Origin of the sequence: Oryzisolibacter sp. LB2S, from assembly GCF_040732315.1 — a bacterium.
In the GTDB taxonomy this organism is placed as follows: Bacteria; Pseudomonadota; Gammaproteobacteria; order Burkholderiales; family Burkholderiaceae_C; genus Alicycliphilus; species Alicycliphilus soli.
The window spans coordinates 2,537,471-2,556,219 of the sequence record NZ_CP160388.1 but is presented as its reverse complement, the minus strand read 5'-3'; the positions used below and the strand labels follow the sequence as shown (position 1 = coordinate 2,556,219).

General features: G+C 64.8%; 14 protein-coding genes and 2 tRNA genes. 5 read left to right on the top strand and 11 right to left on the bottom strand.

Annotated elements, in window-relative coordinates:
* The first annotated feature begins 17 nt into the window (after positions 1 to 17).
* Positions 18 to 668, top strand: a complete 651-nt coding sequence (tetR(A), locus tag ABUE11_RS12085; protein WP_000164043.1) for a tetracycline resistance transcriptional repressor TetR(A) — start codon at positions 18 to 20, stop codon at positions 666 to 668.
* A gap of 31 nt (positions 669 to 699) precedes the next feature.
* On the opposite strand, the gene ABUE11_RS12080 is transcribed toward tetR(A), so the two are convergent.
* From ABUE11_RS12080 to ABUE11_RS12055, 6 genes are all read right to left on the bottom strand, one after another.
* Positions 700 to 942 carry a transposase gene (locus tag ABUE11_RS12080; RefSeq protein ID WP_000844627.1) on the bottom strand — a complete coding sequence of 81 codons (243 nt, stop codon included), beginning with the start codon at positions 940 to 942 and terminating at the stop codon, positions 700 to 702.
* Between the two features lie 97 nt (positions 943 to 1,039).
* On the bottom strand, positions 1,040 to 1,804 hold the full coding sequence (locus ABUE11_RS12075) for an IS6-like element IS6100 family transposase (protein ID WP_001389365.1): 765 nt from the start codon (positions 1,802 to 1,804) through the stop codon (positions 1,040 to 1,042).
* Positions 1,805 to 1,843: 39 nt separating this feature from the next.
* Complete coding sequence (locus ABUE11_RS12070) at positions 1,844 to 3,268, bottom strand: type I restriction-modification system subunit M (protein WP_367065520.1); 1,425 nt, start codon at positions 3,266 to 3,268, stop codon at positions 1,844 to 1,846.
* Positions 3,265 to 5,016 carry a DUF262 domain-containing protein gene (locus ABUE11_RS12065; protein ID WP_088861486.1) on the bottom strand — a complete coding sequence of 584 codons (1,752 nt, stop codon included), beginning with the start codon at positions 5,014 to 5,016 and terminating at the stop codon, positions 3,265 to 3,267. Before ABUE11_RS12065 ends, ABUE11_RS12070 begins: the two co-directional genes overlap by 4 nt.
* A 15-nt stretch (positions 5,017 to 5,031) precedes the next feature.
* Positions 5,032 to 5,934: a YafY family protein gene (locus tag ABUE11_RS12060; RefSeq protein WP_197736070.1), complete on the bottom strand. Its 903-nt coding sequence runs from the start codon at positions 5,932 to 5,934 to the stop codon at positions 5,032 to 5,034.
* A 544-nt stretch (positions 5,935 to 6,478) separates the two neighbouring features.
* Positions 6,479 to 7,576, bottom strand: coding sequence for a helix-turn-helix domain-containing protein (locus tag ABUE11_RS12055; RefSeq protein ID WP_367065518.1), 1,098 nt, complete (start codon positions 7,574 to 7,576; stop codon positions 6,479 to 6,481).
* 63 nt (positions 7,577 to 7,639) lie between these two features.
* Here ABUE11_RS12055 and ABUE11_RS12050 point away from each other — a divergent pair, with 63 nt between their 5' ends.
* Positions 7,640 to 8,707, top strand: coding sequence for a class I SAM-dependent methyltransferase (locus tag ABUE11_RS12050; protein ID WP_367065517.1), 1,068 nt, complete (start codon positions 7,640 to 7,642; stop codon positions 8,705 to 8,707).
* Between the two features lie 87 nt (positions 8,708 to 8,794).
* On the opposite strand, the gene ABUE11_RS12045 is transcribed toward ABUE11_RS12050, so the two are convergent.
* From ABUE11_RS12045 to ABUE11_RS12035, 3 genes are all read right to left on the bottom strand, one after another.
* Positions 8,795 to 8,870, bottom strand: a tRNA-Asn gene (locus ABUE11_RS12045).
* Positions 8,871 to 8,919: 49 nt separating this feature from the next.
* Positions 8,920 to 8,995 (bottom strand) — tRNA-Asn (locus ABUE11_RS12040).
* A gap of 71 nt (positions 8,996 to 9,066) precedes the next feature.
* Positions 9,067 to 9,486: a YbaN family protein gene (locus tag ABUE11_RS12035; RefSeq protein ID WP_367065516.1), complete on the bottom strand. Its 420-nt coding sequence runs from the start codon at positions 9,484 to 9,486 to the stop codon at positions 9,067 to 9,069.
* Positions 9,487 to 9,580: 94 nt separating this feature from the next.
* Here ABUE11_RS12035 and def point away from each other — a divergent pair, with 94 nt between their 5' ends.
* Entirely contained in the window at positions 9,581 to 10,120 is a 540-nt protein-coding gene (gene def, locus ABUE11_RS12030) for a peptide deformylase (protein WP_367065515.1), read from the top strand.
* A gap of 84 nt (positions 10,121 to 10,204) precedes the next feature.
* On the opposite strand, the gene ABUE11_RS12025 is transcribed toward def, so the two are convergent.
* Together ABUE11_RS12025 and map are read right to left on the bottom strand one after the other, a co-directional pair.
* The gene (locus ABUE11_RS12025) at positions 10,205 to 12,832 is read right to left on the bottom strand and encodes a [protein-PII] uridylyltransferase (protein WP_367065514.1); all 2,628 of its coding nucleotides are present in this window, start codon (positions 12,830 to 12,832) and stop codon (positions 10,205 to 10,207) included.
* 45 nt (positions 12,833 to 12,877) lie between these two features.
* Positions 12,878 to 13,696, bottom strand: a complete 819-nt coding sequence (gene map, locus ABUE11_RS12020; RefSeq protein WP_367065513.1) for a type I methionyl aminopeptidase — start codon at positions 13,694 to 13,696, stop codon at positions 12,878 to 12,880.
* A 182-nt stretch (positions 13,697 to 13,878) separates the two neighbouring features.
* On the opposite strand from map, the gene purL reads away from it, so the two are divergent.
* A complete protein-coding gene (gene purL, locus ABUE11_RS12015; protein WP_367065512.1) occupies positions 13,879 to 17,898 on the top strand; it encodes a phosphoribosylformylglycinamidine synthase in 4,020 nt (1,339 codons plus the stop codon).
* 256 nt (positions 17,899 to 18,154) lie between these two features.
* Complete coding sequence (locus tag ABUE11_RS12010) at positions 18,155 to 18,745, top strand: OmpW family outer membrane protein (RefSeq protein WP_367065511.1); 591 nt, start codon at positions 18,155 to 18,157, stop codon at positions 18,743 to 18,745.
* Positions 18,746 to 18,749: the final 4 nt, after the last annotated feature.

Sequence of the window (18,749 nt, the reverse complement as noted above, 5' to 3'; positions counted from 1 at the left end):
GCGATAAAGTGTCAAGCATGACAAAGTTGCAGCCGAATACAGTGATCCGTGCCGCCCTGGACCTGTTGAACGAGGTCGGCGTAGACGGTCTGACGACACGCAAACTGGCGGAACGGTTGGGGGTTCAGCAGCCGGCGCTTTACTGGCACTTCAGGAACAAGCGGGCGCTGCTCGACGCACTGGCCGAAGCCATGCTGGCGGAGAATCATACGCATTCGGTGCCGAGAGCCGACGACGACTGGCGCTCATTTCTGATCGGGAATGCCCGCAGCTTCAGGCAGGCGCTGCTCGCCTACCGCGATGGCGCGCGCATCCATGCCGGCACGCGACCGGGCGCACCGCAGATGGAAACGGCCGACGCGCAGCTTCGCTTCCTCTGCGAGGCGGGTTTTTCGGCCGGGGACGCCGTCAATGCGCTGATGACAATCAGCTACTTCACTGTTGGGGCCGTGCTTGAGGAGCAGGCCGGCGACAGCGATGCCGGCGAGCGCGGCGGCACCGTTGAACAGGCTCCGCTCTCGCCGCTGTTGCGGGCCGCGATAGACGCCTTCGACGAAGCCGGTCCGGACGCAGCGTTCGAGCAGGGACTCGCGGTGATTGTCGATGGATTGGCGAAAAGGAGGCTCGTTGTCAGGAACGTTGAAGGACCGAGAAAGGGTGACGATTGATCAGGACCGCTGCCGGAGCGCAACCCACTCACTACAGCAGAGCCATGTAGACAACATCCCCTCCCCCTTTCCACCGCGTCAGACGCCCGTAGCAGCCCGCTACGGGCTTTTTCATGCCCTGCCCTAGCGTCCAAGCCTCACGGCCGCGCTCGGCCTCTCTGGCGGCCTTCTGGCGCTCCTGCTGCGGCGTCCGCTCGTGGGCCGTGGCGCGGGTCCGCGCGCCGGCCTCGTGCGCCTGGCGCTCGCGGGCGAGGTCCAGGGCGGCCGTCTTCACGTTCTGCCTTGCGCAGATGAGATAGATCTAGCGTGGACTCAAGGGCTCTGTTGCAAAGATTGGCGGCAGTCAGAGGTAGGCTGTCGCTCTGCGCCGATCAGGCGGCTGCTGCGAAATGGTGGTTGAGCATGCCCATGGCCTCCGTCAGCGCCGAGGGCCCAATGCCAAAAGCTCTCTCCACAAGGCGCACCTCGCCCCTGATGCCGGGCTGCAGGCACCAGGGGCGAGCCTGTCCTTTGCGCAGGGCTCGCATGACTTCGAATCCCTTGATCGTGGCATAGGCCGTGGGGATCGATTTGAAACCGCGCACCGGCTTGATCAGTATCTTGAGCTTTCCGTGATCGGCCTCGATCACGTTATTGAGATACTTCACCTGCCGGTGGGCCGTCTCCCGGTCCAGCTTTCCTTCGCGCTTCAATTCGGTGATCGCTGCACCATAGCTCGGCGCTTTGTCGGTATTGAGCGTGGCAGGCTTTTCCCAGTGCTTCAGGCCTCGCAGGGCCTTGCCCAGGAACCGCTTCGCTGCCTTGGCGCTGCGGGTCGGCGACAGGTAGAAATCGATCGTGTCGCCCCGCTTGTCGACTGCCCGGTACAGGTAGGTCCACTTGCCCCGCACCTTGACGTAGGTTTCATCCAGGCGCCAGCTCGGATCAAAGCCACGCCGCCAGAACCAGCGCAGCCGCTTCTCCATCTCCGGGGCGTAGCACTGGACCCAGCGATAGATCGTCGTATGGTCGACCGAAATGCCGCGTTCCGCCAGCATTTCCTCAAGGTCGCGATAGCTGATCGGATAGCGACAATACCAGCGCACCGCCCACAGGATCACATCACCCTGGAAATGGCGCCACTTGAAATCCGTCATCGTTCCGTCCGTCCAATCTCCGCCAAGCATGCTCAAGCTTCACGATTTTTGCAACAGAGCCTCGCCGTTCTCGACCAGCCGTGCGAAGTGCTCAATGCTCTGGCGGCCGATGAAGGCATCGAGGATTTTTTGCTGGTGTTCGGGCAGTAGCTTGTTCTTGTTGCCGCTGCGTACGAACTCGGCACTGGCATCGATAAACAGCGTAGCGTTATCGTGCTTGGATTTCTTCAGGACGATGATGCAGGTGGCAATCGTGGTGCCGAAGAACAGGTCGGGCGGCAGCTGGATCACGGCATCGACATAGTTGTTGTCGATGAGGTACTGGCGGATTTTTTGCTCCGCACCGCCGCGATAGAGCACGCCGGGAAACTCGACAATCGCCGCCGTGCCGTTGACCGCCAGCCAACTCAGGATGTGCAGGGTGAAGGCGAGGTCGGCCTTGCTCTTGGGGGCGAGCACACCCGCAGGGGCAAAGCGCGGATCGTTGATGAGAAGCGGGTTGGCATCGCCATCCCATTTGATCGAGTACGGCGGATTGGAGACGATGGCTTCAAACGGCTCGTCATCCCAGTGCGCTGGATCGGTAAGCGTGTCGCCATGGGCGATGTGGAACTTTTCGTAGTTCACATCGTGCAGGAACATGTTGATCCGGCACAGGTTGTAGGTGGTCAGGTTGATCTCCTGCCCGTAGAAGCCCTGGCGCACCGCGTCATGACCCAAGACCTTCACGAAATTGAGCAGCAACGAGCCGGAGCCGCAGGCGGGGTCGTAGACCTTGTTGACCTCGCTTTTGCCGACCACGGTGATGCGGGCCAGCAGTTCGGAGACCTCCTGCGGCGTGTAGAACTCACCGCCCGACTTGCCAGCGGTGGAGGCGTACATCTGCATCAGATATTCGTAGGCGTCGCCGAACAGGTCGATGGTGTTTTCCGTAAACCCGCCATCGTTGCTGGCCAACGGCAGGTCGCCGATGGCGTCGAGCAACTTGACCAGTTTTTCGTTGCGCTTGGCCACGGTGGGGCCGAGCTTGCTGCTGTTGACATCGAGGTCATCGAACAGGCCCTTGATGTCGTCCTCGGAATCGCTGCCCGTAGCCGAGCCCTCGATGTCGGCAAAGATGCGGGAGAGTGTTTCGTTGAGGTTGGCGTCATGCCGGGCGCGGGCGCGCACGTTGGCAAACAGTTCGGACGGAAGGATGTAAAAGCCTTTTTCCTTCACCGTCTCGGCGCGACCGAATTCGGCATCGTTATCTGAGAGTTTTGCGTAGTCGAAGTCCGGGGTGCCCGCGCGGCGCTCCTGCTCATTGAGGTAGCTGGTCAGGTTCTCCGAGATGAAGCGGTAGAACAGCATCCCGAGCACGTAGGTCTTGAAGTCCCATCCATCGACGCTGCCACGCAGGTCATTGGCGATGCGCCAGATGGTTTTGTGCAGCTCGGCACGTTCGAGTTCTTTGTTGTTGCTCACGATGTCAAACCTCCCGCCGTTACCGCAGCAGCAGGAAGGCTGTTGTCAGCTGCAATCTCAAGATTCCAATGCGTGCTCAATACGTTTACAAGGCGCTTTTGCCGTGCAGTCAGCAGCGTGGGCGTCCACTCGCTTTCCGATCTGACTTCCTGCGTCAGCACGAAGGGTGAAGCGGTGCCCTTGCCTCTGAAGTAGGCATCTTTCTTCTTGGCAAAGTCGTAATTGCTGGCAGACGAGTTCTTGTTCCTATCCAGCGGAACCAGATTGGCCAAACGGTGCGTCCAGCCATCGCGCTCGTCTTCATCCGGGAACCACTTGATCCAGTCCGAACTGTCGGGCGGTGTTTGCGGCAGGACGTGCTCCAGCGACACGGCATCTTGAAGCTGCACGCCGGGCGCGCGCACCAAGGACTCAAGACGCAAGACGAGCGCCATCCGTGCCTTGGGCAGATCGTCGTACACGTCTCCATCGAGTGCCGCGACGAACTTGCGCTTTTGCGCGTCTGTCAGTGCCAGCGTGGTGAGCGCAACCAGATTTCCCTTGAAGGTCTCCGGTTCGATTTCCTTGGTGAGCGCAGCGTAGGTTTCGATGCGCTCGTTGATGCCGACCTTGGTGACCAGCAGGAAGTAGGTCAGGCGTTCCAGTGACTGGAAAAATTCGGCAAGCAGTTTGGGCTGCTGCCGGAAGCGCTTGAAATAAACAAGTGCTGGGGGCACCCAGTCCTTGAAGTCCACACGATTGAGCCACGACAAGTGCTCGTTGATGGTTTCAGCGTGCTCGGTGGCCTCGAAGTCGGCATCGCGCACGAAGTCCCACACTTCGGCATAGGGTTTGATGACCTTGTCGACGAGGTCGATAGGGGCCTTGTACTCGGTGACGTGCTCCTGGAACTCCTTGACCAGGATGTACTTCTGCTTCTTCTTGGCATAGATGCTGCGAATGTGGCCAAACAGGTCACCGAAGGCGTCACGACCCAGTGAGCTTTCGATCCGGCTCCACTCTTTCGCGTATGCGCGGCTTTTGACTTCGCCTGCCGTGGTACGGATCAGGCCAAGCACCTGCGCCTTGATGATGTCGATAGGCGCGAGGTCGAGCCCCCGATTGTTGAGTACGGAGAAGATGCGGTATGCGGCTTCGAGGTCGGGCGTGGAGATGACAACCAGCGAACAGTCGTTGGCGAGGAACTGCCACAGCGCAATGAGGTCGGCAGGCGGAAGCGCCTTGGCCTTTTCGAGCAGCAGCGTGGCGTTTTCACGGTAACGTAGACGGCTGTCTTTCAGCTTGTCCGTACTGGCGACCAACTGTGCGATGCCACCCGGTTCCTGAATGTTGGTGCGGAAGAAGTCGGCATCCTCCTCGCGAGCTGTCAGGCGGTACTCGTTCTTCTCGCCAAGACTGACCTTGCCCTTTTTGTAGAGGAAGTCGGTGATGTCGTCTGCAGCATCCGGCATCACGGTGCGCAACACGGCGAATAGCATCGTGAGCGTGGACAGGCGTTGCTGGCCGTCGACCACCGATGACTTCGGGTCCCGGTCGTTCTTGATCAGAACGATGCTGCCCAGGAAGTATTGGCTGCTGGCCCCCGAGACACGCGCGTCCTGCATCGCCGAGTACAGATCATCGAACAGCTCTGTGGCCTGCTCGGTTGTCCAGGCGTAGGGGCGCTGGTAGTCCGGAATCTCGAACTGGTAGCTGCCTTCGAAGATCTCCCGGATCAGTTTGTCGTGGGCTTCAAGTGTCTTGGCCATTGGTATTCTTCTTTCCTATCGTTTCTTTGGGCCGCTCGGGGCTTGGTAGCCTGGGGCCAGCTTGGCGTTCTCGACGCCGTACAGCGCCAGCGGATCGCTGAGCCACAGGCGGTACTGTTCTTCCTTGAGACGGTGGTCGGGCGAGCAGTCCACGCTCCAGCGCAGCAGCATGTACCCCGCAACGGCGGCACGAACGCGCATCCGGATCGAGCCGTCGGTCATCCCATAGTCCATCTTGATGATCTCGGGGCGTTCAAGGCGCGGGTGCGGCACGAAGTCCATCTCGACGATGCGCGTCCACTGGATGTCGTTGTCCGGCCGTTCGTTGACCTGTGGCTCCTCGTCGAGCAGCGTTGGCGCTTCGATGCGGGTGACGACGAAATCCCGAAACTCTCCGCTCTTGCGATCAAAGGCCCGGACGTGCCAGCGCAGGCCGGTATCCACCAGCGCAAAGGGCACGATGACCCGCTCGGACTCTCCGCTGCTCATCGAGTGGTAGCGAATGGCCACTGGCCGCTTGGCGTGGATGGCTCGGCAGACCGGGGCCAGCACATCCATCCTGGGGGTGCTCAGTGCGGTGGGCGACTCGCACGGCAGCAGCGGTTGCGTTGCGCCGTTCGCACCATCGCCGAAGCCCAGAGCTAGGGCCGACAGCACGCGCTGCGATGCGTGGTCGAACAGCGGGGAGAACGCCTGCCCGATCCGGTAGATCTTGTTGCTACCGTCAAAGGTGATGTTCTGTGGCGCGATTTCCCGGTACAGCGCCAAGTCGCGTGTCGCGCCTGCCGGAGCCACGCCGAAGCGCTCAATCAGGTCCGGGCGACCGATCTCACCGAAGAAGTAGAGCCGGAAGTCGATGTAGGCCAGCCGCTCGCGCTGGGCGTGGCTCAAGCTCTCGACGCGCTGGGGTTGAGTCACCGAAGGCTCCTCATCCAAGGCGGACGACCAAAAGACTGCGATTGGTGTTATGTTTGTCCATTGCTAGGAGGTTCATGTCATCAAACTGATGACATTATGCGCCACAACTTGGATTGCAACAACACAAACGTAGTCACGCCTCAGGAGGCTAGTTCGATTCCGTGTTTGAGGATTGAACTGCAGACGATTTGCGGCTAATGACAGTAAGTAAATGCGCGGGGGCACTTATTCTTACCGCAAGCTCGCCCATCGTATATAATCCGGCCCACGGTGACCTTGCTCGCAAGGCAGGGCGGTTTCCTGTAACGGGGAACTACACCACCAGACGTGAAGATGAAGGCCGCCAAGGGCAACCCCTTGGCGGCCTTTTTCATTGGCTCCCGTATTCGTGTGCCAAGTGTGTACGGGGACAGGGGTCGTCAGCCCGACCGGGGCCGCGGCACCGAGGGGTAAATGCGGTTTGCGTGCCGGACGTTGCCGCTTGTCATTGGCCCTTGGCGGAATAGAGCGACGGCAGGCTCCCTGTCGACCTGCAATCCACGGACTACGGCCTGGCGAAGTCGGGGATGCGAAAGCGTTTGCGGTATGCACCGGGCGCCATGCCGGTCGTGCGCTTGAACAAGCGTCGGAAGAATGCGGCGTCTTCGTAGCCCACGCGCCAGCTGATCTCGTCCACCGGTGCGTCGGTGCGCTCGAGCCGGCGCTTTGCGTCTTCCACGCGCAGCCGTTGCACGTAGTCGATCGGCGTCAGCCCCGTCGCGATGACAAAGCGGCGCTTGAAGGTGCGCTCGGCGAGCCTGGACTGGCGGACCATTTCATCCACGGCGTTGGCGATGGCAAAGTGATTCGCGAGCCAGCGCTGAGCTGTCGCGATCTCGGCGTCGCCATGGTCGAGCTTTCCCTCGAAGATCATGAAGGGTGTCAGACCGTCCTGATGCCATTGAAGCGCAAAGCGGCGTGCGAGCTCCTGTGCGTCGGCGGCTCCGACGAAGCGCGCGATCAGATACAGCGCAAGGTCGTGCCATGTATTGGATGCGCCAGAGCTGATCAGCTCCTCGTGATCACCGGCAACCACGAGCACCAGCTCCGGATGCGTTCGCACCGCGGGAAACGAAGCGCGGAACTGGCGCGCGTAGTCGAAATGCACGGTCGCATCCCTGTTGTCGAAGAGTCCGGTCTCGGCGAGCAGGAAGATGCCCGTGCAGGCCGAGCACAGCAGCGCACCATGCGCATGCATGCGCCGTACCCATTCGACGATGGGCGCGTAGCGCCCCTGGGTCCAGCCGGATTCAAGCACCCACAGTGACGGCACGATGACGATGTCCGTTTTTTCAATCGTGTCGATTGCGCGCTGTACTTCCACCGGCACGCCGCTGGTCAGCGTCAGCCGCCCGGCAGCTTGGCCGACCACCTGCACACAGAGTCCGTCTCCGAGGGAAGGGTCGGGTGGACGCAGCAGGGCCGGTGCGCGCAGCACGTCGAACAGCCCGGCCAGTGTCGATACCGCAGCTTCGGGCAATGCGACGAGCGAGACATGTCGGGGTGTCGGGCCCGAGCCATGGGCGGGTGAAGAGTCGGGTGAGGGCATGATCCAGGCATCCACTGCTGGCACGAACGAACCGATTTCGGGCCATTTCGCCACTGCTCCAATGCGCCGTGATTCACGACGATAGGGCTACTCCAAACCAACCTTGAGAGTAGCACCATGAGTACCGAAACCATCAACACTGCGAAACTTGAAAACTTTGCCGCGCGCGCGATCGGCGACATCGCCTCGGCGTACACGGGGGTCATGGTTGGCCTCGGCAGCAAGCTGGGGCTGTACCGCACGCTTGCCGGCGCCGGACCGATGACTTCGCGGGAGCTTGCTCGCCGTAGCGGTTGCGCCGAGCGCTACGTGCGTGAATGGCTCAATGCCCAGGCCGCGAGCGGTTACATCGACTACCACGCGAGCGGCGAGGCCTACGAGCTGTCTCCCGAGCATGCGCTTGTGCTTGCTGACGAGGAAAGTCCCGCCTACATCCCCTATGCGTGGGAGTTGCCGGCGTCGATGTGGGCCGATGAGGAGAAGGCGCTGGAGGCATTCCGAACCGGGCGCGGCGTCGCCTGGGGAGAACATGACGAGCGTATGGCATGTGGCGTCGCAGCGTTCTTTCGCAACGGCTACAAGGCCAGCCTGGTGCCGCACTGGCTGCCCGCGCTCGAGGGCGCCGTGGAAAGGCTCGAAGCCGGTATCGCCGTCGCCGACATCGGCTGCGGTCATGGCCATTCCACCCTGCTGATGGCGGAGGCCTACCCGAATTCGCGCTTCTACGGCTTCGACACGCATGCGGCCTCCATCGCCGCAGCGCGCGAACACGCACGCGCCGCGGGTCTTGACGGGCGAGTGCACTTTGAGGTGGCGCGTGCCAATGACTATCCCGGCCATGGCTACGGCTTGATCTGCTTTTTCGACACGCTGCACGACCTCGGTGACCCTGTCGGCGCGGCGCAGCACGCGGCAGACATGCTTGCTCCCGACGGTTCGGTGATGCTCGTCGAGCCATACGCCGGCGATCATGTCGAAGACAACCTGACGACCGTCGGCAGGCTGTACTACGGCGCGTCGACAATGATCTGCTGCGCGCATGCGATCTCCGAGGGCGGGCGCCTCGTCCTCGGGGCCCAGGCGGGGCCGGAGCGACTGGCCGAGGTGTTTCGCAAGGCCGGCCTCAGCCGATTCCGGCGCGCCGCAGAGACGCAGTTCAACCTGGTCATGGAGATCCGGCGCTGACCGACCTGGGTTTGGGGCCGTCGTACACAGAAGGGCCGACGGCCAAAAGGAAAAGGCCATCGCGACATGCATCGCGATGGCCTTGAGTGGCTCCTCAACCTGGGCTCGAACCAGGGACCTACGGATTAACAGTCCGGCGCTCTACCGACTGAGCTATTGAGGAATGTTCGGTTTTCTTGACGTTCCCTTGTGCAATTGCAAGGGCTGTACGGTGGCTCCCCGACCTGGGCTCGAACCAGGGACCTGCGGATTAACAGTCCGTCGCTCTACCGACTGAGCTATCGGGGAACAAGCCTTAGATTATATACATAAAACCTGGGGCGGCCGGAAATCTTGCGGCGCGCAGACGTTGCAAGTCTTCATCGCTCGGGTTCGGGGCGCAGCCACAGCCAGGTGAGCACGCAGGCCATGCTCACGCAGCCACTGACTGCGGCCCAGAGCGGGATGTCGATCAGCAGCAGCACGATGGCACACAGCGCCATCAGGCCCGAAGCGCTCCACTTGGCGTGGCGGCTGACCCTGCCGCCGTTGTGCCAGTTGCGCAGCATGGAGCCAAAGAGCCGGTGGTGCCAGAGCCAGCGGTACAGGCGCGGCGAGCTGCGTGCCGCGGCCCAGCCGGCCATGAGGACGAACACCGTGCTGGGCAGGCCGGGCACGATGACGCCTATCACCCCCAGGGCCAGGCACAGGCCGGCGAACAGCAGCAGCAGCCAGCGCGCCACGGCGGGCAGCGGGGGCTGCTCGGGGACGGGTGGGACGGGCTCGGGAGGCTGCGCCATGCTGGCTATTGTGCCGGTCTTGCGCGGGGGTATGCTCCATGGCCCGGATGCCATCAAGCTCTTTGGCGCACCATTGCCGCCAGCGTTTACCGACATGACCCAGCGCACCATCTTGAAGATGGGTGACCCGCGCCTGCTGCGCGTGGCCCGCCCCGTGACCGAATTCGATACCGACGAGCTGCGCGCCCTGCTGGCCGACCTGCTCGACACCATGCAGGCCGCCAACGGCGCGGGTCTGGCGGCGCCGCAGATCGGCGTGGATCTGCAGGTGGTGGTGTTTGGCTCCGATGCGCCCAACCCGCGCTACCCCGATGCGCCCATCGTGCCGCGCACGGTGCTCATCAATCCGATGGTCACGCCCATGGGCGAGGAGGAGCAGCTCGACTGGGAGGGCTGCCTGTCCGTGCCCGGCATGCGCGGCATGGTGCCGCGCTGGCAGACGGTGCGCTACACCGGGTTCGACATGCGTGGTGCCCCCATTGACCGTACCGTGAGCGGCTTTCATGCGCGCGTGGTGCAGCACGAATGCGACCATCTGTGGGGCATGCTCTATCCCATGCGCATGCGCGACTTCACGCGGTTCGGCTTCACCGAGGTGCTGTTCCCCAACCTCGATGCAACCGAGGATTCCTGAGGCGAAATATGCCTCCAGCGCCCTCTGGAAAAGCGCGAGCAGCTATGATTTTTGATTGTTTCTTGCCGGGCACTTGTGGATGGACTATTGATCGGCCAGGGCCTCGAGCAGTTCGGTCTCTATGCGTATCTGCTGCACATTGCTCTGCAGCTCGGGGCCCTGCACCAGAAAGGTGTCCTCCACGCGCTCGCCCAGGGTGCTGACCTTGGCCAGCTGCACGCTCAGGCCGTGGCGCGAGAGCACGCGCGCCACCATGTACAGCAGGCCGGCGCGGTCGCTGGCCGAGATGCTGATGAGCCAGCGCTGTGCCTTCTCGTCAGGGCGCAGCGTGATGCGCGGTGCGATGGGGAAGCTTTTCACGCGTCGGGAGACGCGTCGGCGTGTGGGCTCGGGCAGCGGTCCCTCGGCCTCGATGGCCTGCTGCAGGTCGTTTTCGACCAGGTGGATGAGCTCGCGGTAGGCGCCGGGCTGGCTGGTCGCCACGACCTGGAAGGTGTCCAGCGCATGGCCGTTGTGCGCCGTGTGCACGCGCGCGTCCAGGATGGAGAAGCCCGCGCGGTCGAAGTAGCCGCAGATGCGCGCGAACAGGTCGGCCCGGTCGGGCGCGTAGACCAGCACCTCCAGCCCCTCGCCGGCCAGCGACAGGCGCGCGCGCACGATGGCGCGGGTGCTGCCCACATGGCGCGAGAGGTGGCGCGTGTGCCAGGCGATGTCGGGCGCCTCGTGGCGCATGAAGTAGCTTACGTCCAGCGTGTCCCACAGGCGCTTGTGCGCCTCGTGGGGCAGGGCGCTCAGGGCCAGCAGGATCAGCGCCTCGCGCTTGCGCGCCTCGATCTCGGCGGCGGGGTCGGGCGCGCGGCCGCCCAGCACGCGCAGCGTGGCGCGGTACAGGTCCTCGAGCAGTTTGCCCTTCCAGGCGTTCCAGACCTTGGGCGAGGTGCCGCGGATGTCGGCCACGGTGAGCAGGTACAGCGCGGTGAGGTTGCGCTCATTGCCCACGCGGCGCGCAAAGGCCGCGATGACGTCGGGGTCGGACAGGTCCTGCTTCTGCGCCACCTGGCTCATGGCCAGGTGCTCGCGCACCAGGAATTCGGCCAGGCGCGCGTCGTCGCCGTTGACGCCATGCTGGCGGCAAAAGCGCCGCACCTCCTGGGCGCCGATCTCGGAATGGTTGCCGCCGCGGCCCTTGCCTATGTCATGGAACAGCGCCGCCAGGTACAGGATCCAGGGCTTGTCCCAGCCCGCGGCCAGCTGCGAGCAGAACGGGTACTCATGGGCGTGTTCGGCCAGGAAGAAGCGCCGCACGTTGCGCAGCACCATGAGGATGTGCTGGTCCACGGTGTAGACGTGGAACAGGTCATGCTGCATCTGTCCGACGATGCGCCTGAAGGGCCAGAGATAGCGCCCCAGCACCGAGGTCTGGTTCATGAGCCGCATGGCATGCGTGATGCCCGAGGGCTGGCGCAGGATCTGCATGAACAGCGCGCGGTTGACCGGGTCGCGCCGAAAGCCCGCGTCCATCACCGCGCGTGCGTTGTACAGCGCGCGCAGCGTGCGCGCCGACAGGCTCTTGAGCGCAGGCGAGCTCTGGTAGAGCAGAAAGGTCTCCAGAATGGCGTGTGGGTGGCGCTCGTACAGGTCGTCGCTGGCCACTTCCACGAGACCGGCCTTGTCGTAGAAGCGCTCGTTGATGGGGCGCAGCTCCTGCGTGCTGGGGTTGAGCCGCTCCTCCAGGCCCAGCAGCAGGATCTGGCTGAGCTGCGACACGGCCTTGGCCGCCCAGTAGTAGCGGCGCATCAAGGTCTCGCTCGCGCGCATGGGCAGGCCCTGGCCCTCGGGCGGCGTGGAGCGGTAGCCAAAGCTTTCGGCCACGGCGGTCTGCAGGTCGAACACCAGCCGGTCCTCGCGCCGCCCGGCCAGCAGGTGCAGGCGGGCGCGTATCAGGTAGAGCAATGCCTCGTTGCGCTCGATCTGCTGCACCTCGAACGGCGTGGCCAGGCCGCTGGCGGCCAGCTCGCGCCAGCTGCGCCCCAGGCCCGCGGCGCGTGCCACCCACAGGATGAGCTGCAGGTCGCGCAGGCCGCCGGGCGATTCCTTGCAGTTGGGCTCCAGCGCGTAGGGCGTGTCCTCGTACTTGGTGTGGCGCTGGCGCATCTCCAGCGTCTTGGCGACGAGGAAGGCGCGTGCGTCCATCTGCGCGTCGTAGCGCTGGCGAAACGCGTCGAACAGCGCCGCGTTGCCGCACAGCAGGCGCGACTCCAGCAGGGCCGTCTGCACGGTCACGTCGGCGGCCGACTCGCTCAGGCATTCGCTCACGGTGCGCACGCTCGAGCCAATGCTCAGCCCCGCATCCCAGCAGCTGCCGATGAAGGCCTCGATCGGCTGGCGCGTCGCCTCTTCCGTGGCAAGCGTGCCGTCGGGCAGCAGCAGCAGCACGTCGACGTCCGAATGCGGGAACAGCTCGGCCCGGCCATAGCCGCCCACCGCGACCAGTGCACAGTTCTGGTGCAGGCCGGTCTGGCGCCAGAGCCGGCACAGCACCTGGTCGGTCAGCGTGGAGAGTCGGCGCAGCAGGCTGCGTATGCCGCGCGTGGAGGCACCGCCGACCTGCAGCCGGGCGAGCAGGGCGGCTTTGTCCTGCTGATAGCCGTCGCGCAATGCGGACAGGGGTGCGGCGTCGGTGGCGATGGGCGTCGAGGGATGTGAAGACATGGAGCCGATCAAGCAAGAACCATGCGCATCGGCGTGAGTGCGGGCTCAGGTCGTCGTGGCGCTCACGAACGAGGGCAGGGCGGGCGAGCCCGCGGACAGCGTGAGCACGTCGTAGCCCGTCTCCGTGACCAGCACCGTGTGCTCCCACTGCGCGGACAGGCTGCGGTCCTTGGTGATGATGGTCCAGCCGTCGTTGCCCAACTCCTTGATGTCGCGCTTGCCCAGGTTGAGCATGGGCTCGATGGTGAAGGTCATGCCGGGCACCAGTTCCTGGCCCGTGCCGGGGCGGCCGTAGTGCAGCACCTGCGGGTCTTCATGGAACTTCTGGCCTATGCCGTGGCCGCAGAACTCGCGCACCACCGACAGGCCATGGCCCTCGGCAAACTTCTGTATGGCGTGGCCGATGTCGCCCAGGCGCGCGCCGGGCTTGACCTGCAAAATGCCCAGCCACATGGCGTCGTAGGTCAGGGCCGACAGGCGCTTGGCGGCGATCGAGCATTCACCAATCAAATACATGCGGCTGTTGTCGCCGTACCAGCCGTCCTTGGTGATGACGGTGACGTCCACGTTCACGATGTCGCCCTTCTTGAGCGGCTTTTCGTTCGGAATGCCGTGGCACACCACATGGTTGACCGAGGTGCACAGGTGGCCAGGGTAGGGCGGGTAGCCCGGGGGCTGGTAGCCGACGGTGGCGGAAACGGTGCCTTGGCTGGCCATGCACTCGGCGCCCAAGCGGTCGATCTCGAGGGTGGTGATGCCGGGCTTGATGTGGGGGGTGATGTAGTCCAGCACTTCGGAGGCCAGACGGCAGGCCTCGCGCATGCCGGCAATGCCTTGTGCGTCTTTGATGGTGAAACTGCTCATGGCGTAAATTATCCCATTCGCATCTGTTCCTTGCAGGCGTCGCCAGGCGTGTCAAGGTGGGCGCCGTTAAAATGCCGGGTTACCACGCATACGCGCCCTTGCGTGCGGCGGCCCCATTCAGCGGCCATGCGCGCGCAGCGGCAGCCAAGCCCATTCCTCCCATCATTCCAGGCCGCCATACCGTGACCTTGCACATCACCCAGCTGGAGGGCGGCAATGCCCTCAGCAACTTCCGCGCCCAGCAACTCCTGCCGCAGCTGCAGGCCATCCACCCGAAGATCGAAGGCCTGGCCGCGCGCCATGTGCACCTGGTGGCGCAGGATGACGCGCCCACGCCCGCCGCGCTCGAGCGCCTGGCCGCGCTGCTCTCCTATGGCGACCCGTACGAGGGGCCCCATGACGGCGTGGCGCTGCTGGTCACGCCGCGCCTGGGCACGGTCTCGCCCTGGGCCTCCAAGGCCACGGACATTGCCCACAACTGCGGCCTGGCGCTGCGCCGCGTCGAGCGCATCACCGAATACCGCGTCGCCGTCAAGGGCGGGCTGCTGGGCGGCAAGCCCGAGCTGTCGGCCGAGCAGCTGCAGCAGATCGCGGCGCTGCTGCACGACCGCATGACCGAATCGGTGGTCGCCACGCGCGCCGAGGCCGAGCGCCTGTTCACCGAGCTTGAGGCCGAGCCCATGGCCTTCGTCGATGTGCTGGCCGGTGGCCGCGCGGCGCTCGAGGCCGCCAACAAGGCCTGGGGGCTGGCGCTGGCCGATGACGAGATCGACTATCTGGTGAGCGCCTTCACGGGCCTCAAGCGCAACCCCACGGACGTGGAGCTGATGATGTTCGCCCAGGCCAACAGCGAGCATTGCCGGCACAAGATCTTCAACGCCCAGTTCACCATCGACGGCGTGGCGCAGGACAAGAGCCTGTTCGGCATGATCCGCAACACCGAGGCCTGCTCGCCCCAGCACACCATCGTCGCCTATGCCGACAACGCCTCCATCATGGAGGGCAGCGCCGTCGAGCAGTTTTATGCCAAATTCGACTCCAGCGCAGGCGGTGTAAGCGCACCCAGCTATCAAAAGCGAAGTGGAACCCACCATGTGCTGATGAAGGTGGAGACGCACAACCACCCCACGGCCATCTCACCCTTCCCCGGCGCGGCCACCGGCGCGGGCGGCGAGATCCGCGACGAGGGCGCGACGGGCCGCGGCTCCGAGCCCAAGGCCGGGCTGACGGGCTTCACCGTCTCCAAACTCTGGGGCAGCGAGGTCGGCCGGCCCGAGCACATCGCCAGCCCCCTGCAGATCATGACCGAGGGGCCGCTGGGCGGCGCCGCGTTCAACAACGAGTTCGGCCGCCCCAACCTCTGCGGCTATTTCCGCGAGTACGAGCAGCAGGTGGGGGACGTCACCCGCGGCTACCACAAGCCCATCATGATCGCGGGCGGCCTGGGCACCATCGATGCCCGCCACACCAGGAAGATCGAGTTCCCCGCGGGCACGCTGCTGATCCAGCTCGGTGGCCCGGGCATGCGCATCGGCATGGGCGGGGGCGCGGCCAGCTCCATGGCCACGGGCACGAACGCGGCCGAGCTGGACTTCGACTCCGTGCAGCGCGGCAACCCCGAGATCGAGCGCCGCGCGCAGGAGGTCATCAACCATTGCTGGGCTCAAGGAGCGGACAACCCCATCCTCGCCATCCACGACGTGGGCGCGGGCGGCCTGTCCAACGCCTTTCCCGAGCTGACCAACGACGCGGGCCGCGGCGCGCGCTTTGACCTGCGCGCCGTGCAGCTCGAGGAATCGGGCCTGGCGCCCAAGGAGATCTGGTCCAACGAGAGCCAGGAGCGCTATGTGCTGGCCATCGCGCCGGATTCGCTGGAGCAGTTCAAGGCCTTCTGCGAGCGCGAGCGCTGCCCGTTCGCCGTGATCGGCATCGCCACCGAGGAGCGCCGGCTGGTGCTCGAGGACACGGCCGTGGCCGCGGGCGACCAGAAATACCCCGTGGACATGCCCATGGACGTGCTGCTCGGCAAGCCGCCCAAGATGCAGCGCGACGTGACGCGCGTAGGCCGCGAGCTCGCGCCCATGCAGCTCGACGGCGTGGCGCTGCAGCAGGCCGTGATCGATGTGCTGGCCCACCCCACGGTGGCCTCCAAGCGCTTTCTCATCAACATCGGCGACCGCGCGGTGGGCGGCCTCACGCACCGTGACCAGATGGTCGGCCCCTGGCAGGTGCCCGTGGCCGACGTGGCCGTGACCCTGGCCGACTACCGCGGCTTTGCAGGCGAGGCCATGGCCATGGGCGAGCGCACGCCGCTGGCCGCCATCAACGCGCCCGCCTCGGGCCGCATGGCCGTGGCCGAGGCCATCACCAACCTGCTGGCCGCGCCCATCGACCTGCCGCGCGTGAAGCTCTCGGCCAACTGGATGGCCGCCTGCGGCGAGCCCGGCGAGGACGCCGCTCTCTACGACACCGTCAAGGCCGTGGGCATGGAGCTGTGCCCGGCCCTGGGCATTTCCATTCCCGTGGGCAAGGACAGCCTGTCCATGCGCACGCAGTGGAGCGAGGGCGGGGCGCTCAAGAAGGTCACCTCGCCCGTGAGCCTGATCGTCACCGCCTTTGCCACGCTGCAGGACGTGCGCGGCACGCTCACGCCGCAGCTCGACGCTACGCAAGAGGACAGCACCCTGGTGCTGATCGACCTGGGCCGCGGCAAGGCGCGCATGGGCGGCTCCATCCTGGGCCAGGTGCTGGGCCAGAGCGGCAACGAGACGCCCGACCTCGACGACGCCAAGGACCTCATCGCCCTCGTCAATGCCGTGAACGCACTGCGCGCACAAGGGCTGATCCTGGCCTACCACGACAAGGGCGACGGGGGCCTGCTGGCCACCGTGGCCGAGATGGCCTTTGCCGGCCAGGTGGGCGTGGCGCTCAACGTGGACATGCTCGTCACCGAGGGCGACGGCATTGCCGACAGCCGCATGGACAGCGGTGAGGGCAAGAACTGGGGCGCCCAGGTCAGCGGCCGGCGCGACGCCCAGACCCTGGCCGCGCTGTTCAACGAGGAACTGGGCGTGGTGCTGCAGATCCGCACGGCAGACCGCGCCGCCGTCATGCAGACGCTGCGCGACCATGGCCTCATCCAGTGCAGCCACACCATTGGCAAGACGCGCCCCGCGGCCTCGGCCATCGACGCCGGCAAGGGCGAGCTGCAGATCTGGCGCGACGCCAAGAAGATCTTTGGCGCCAGCCTGTTCGACCTGCACCAGGTCTGGGACTCCGTGAGCTGGAAGATCTGCCAGCAGCGCGACAACCCCGTCTGTGCCGACAGCGAGCATGCCGCCATGGGCGACCCGGCCAATCCCGGCCTGCATGTGAGCCTGGCCTTCGACCCGCTCGAGAACGTGGCCGCGCCCTTCCTGAACCTCGCGCGCCCCAAGGTCGCCGTGCTGCGCGAGCAGGGCGTGAACTCGCATGTGGAAATGGCCTATGCCTTCACCGAGGCGGGCTTCGAGGCCTACGACGTGCACATGACCGACCTGCAGGCCGGCCGCGCACATCTGGCCGACTTTGCCGGCGTCGTCGCCTGCGGGGGCTTCAGCTACGGCGACACGCTGGGCGCGGGCATAGGCTGGGCGCGCTCCATCACCTTCAACGAGCGCCTGTCCGAGGAGTTCCAGCGCTTCTTCGGCCGCGCCGACACCTTTGCCCTGGGCGTGTGCAACGGCTGCCAGATGTTTGCCGAGCTCGCCGACATCATCCCCGGCGCCGAGGCCTGGCCGCGCTTTACCACCAACCAGAGCCACCGCTTCGAGGCGCGCCTGTCCATGGTCGAGGTGCTCGATTCGCCCAGCATCTTCCTGGCCGGCATGGCGGGCAGCCGCCTGCCCATCGTGGTCTCGCATGGCGAGGGCTATGCCAACTTCGCGCGCCGCGGCAACGCGGCCGCCGTGGTGCCGGCCATGCGCTATGTGGACAACCATGGCCGCGCGACCGAGCAGTACCCGTTCAACCCCAACGGCAGCCCCGGCGGCCTCACCGCCGTGACGACCAAGGACGGGCGCTTCACGGCCATGATGCCCCACCCCGAGCGGGCCTTCCGCAACATCCAGATGAGCTGGACGGACCTGGCCGCCACCGGCGGGCTGGAGGCCCTGAGCCCCTGGATGCGCATCTGGCGCAATGCGCGCCGCTGGGTGGGCTGATTTTTTACTACTGAAACAATAGCTTCCAGCGCTTGTACACAAAGGGCTGGAAGCTTTTTTTATTCCAAGGCACTTGTCTGCTCCCGTCCCCGCTCGGTGCTGGGCGCGTGCATGGTGTGGGCATTTCGACACGCTCGCACAAATGCCTATGGACAAAGACATTTGAATATTGATCTGAAGCAAAATTGACCATTTTGCTCATGGGCCTAATGGATTGCACGGGGGGCGTCCCCGTTCAACCAAGGTAGCAAGACCCATGAAAAAGAATCTCCTGGCACTGGCCGTTCTCTGCGCAATGACTTCCGGTGCGGCCTACGCACAGCAACAGGATGGCCAGTGGCTGGTGCGCGCACGTGCCGTGCATCTGGACAGCAGCAACGGTGGCGCAGCGGGCGCGGCCGGCGTGAGCATCAACGACAAGTGGATCCCCGAAGTCGACGTGTCGTACTTCTTCACGCCCAACCTCGCGGCCGAGCTGATCCTGACCTATCCGCAGAAGCACGACGTGCGCCTGTCCGGCGCCAAGATCGGCACCGTCAAGCACCTGCCGCCCACGCTGCTGGCGCAGTACCACTTCACGGGCATGGGCGCGTTCAAGCCCTATGTCGGCGCCGGCATCAACTACACGCGCTTCTCGAGCGCTCACATCGCCGGCGGTGCCCTCACGGTCAAGAAGAGCAGCTGGGGCGGCGCGCTGCAGGTCGGCTTTGACTACGCGCTGGACAAGAACTGGTCCATCAACTTCGACGTGAAGAAGGTCTACATCGACACCACCGTCAGCGGCGGCGTCGGCAAGTTCAAGGTCGACCCCGTGCTCGTCGGCCTTGGCGTGGGCTACCGCTTCTAAACAC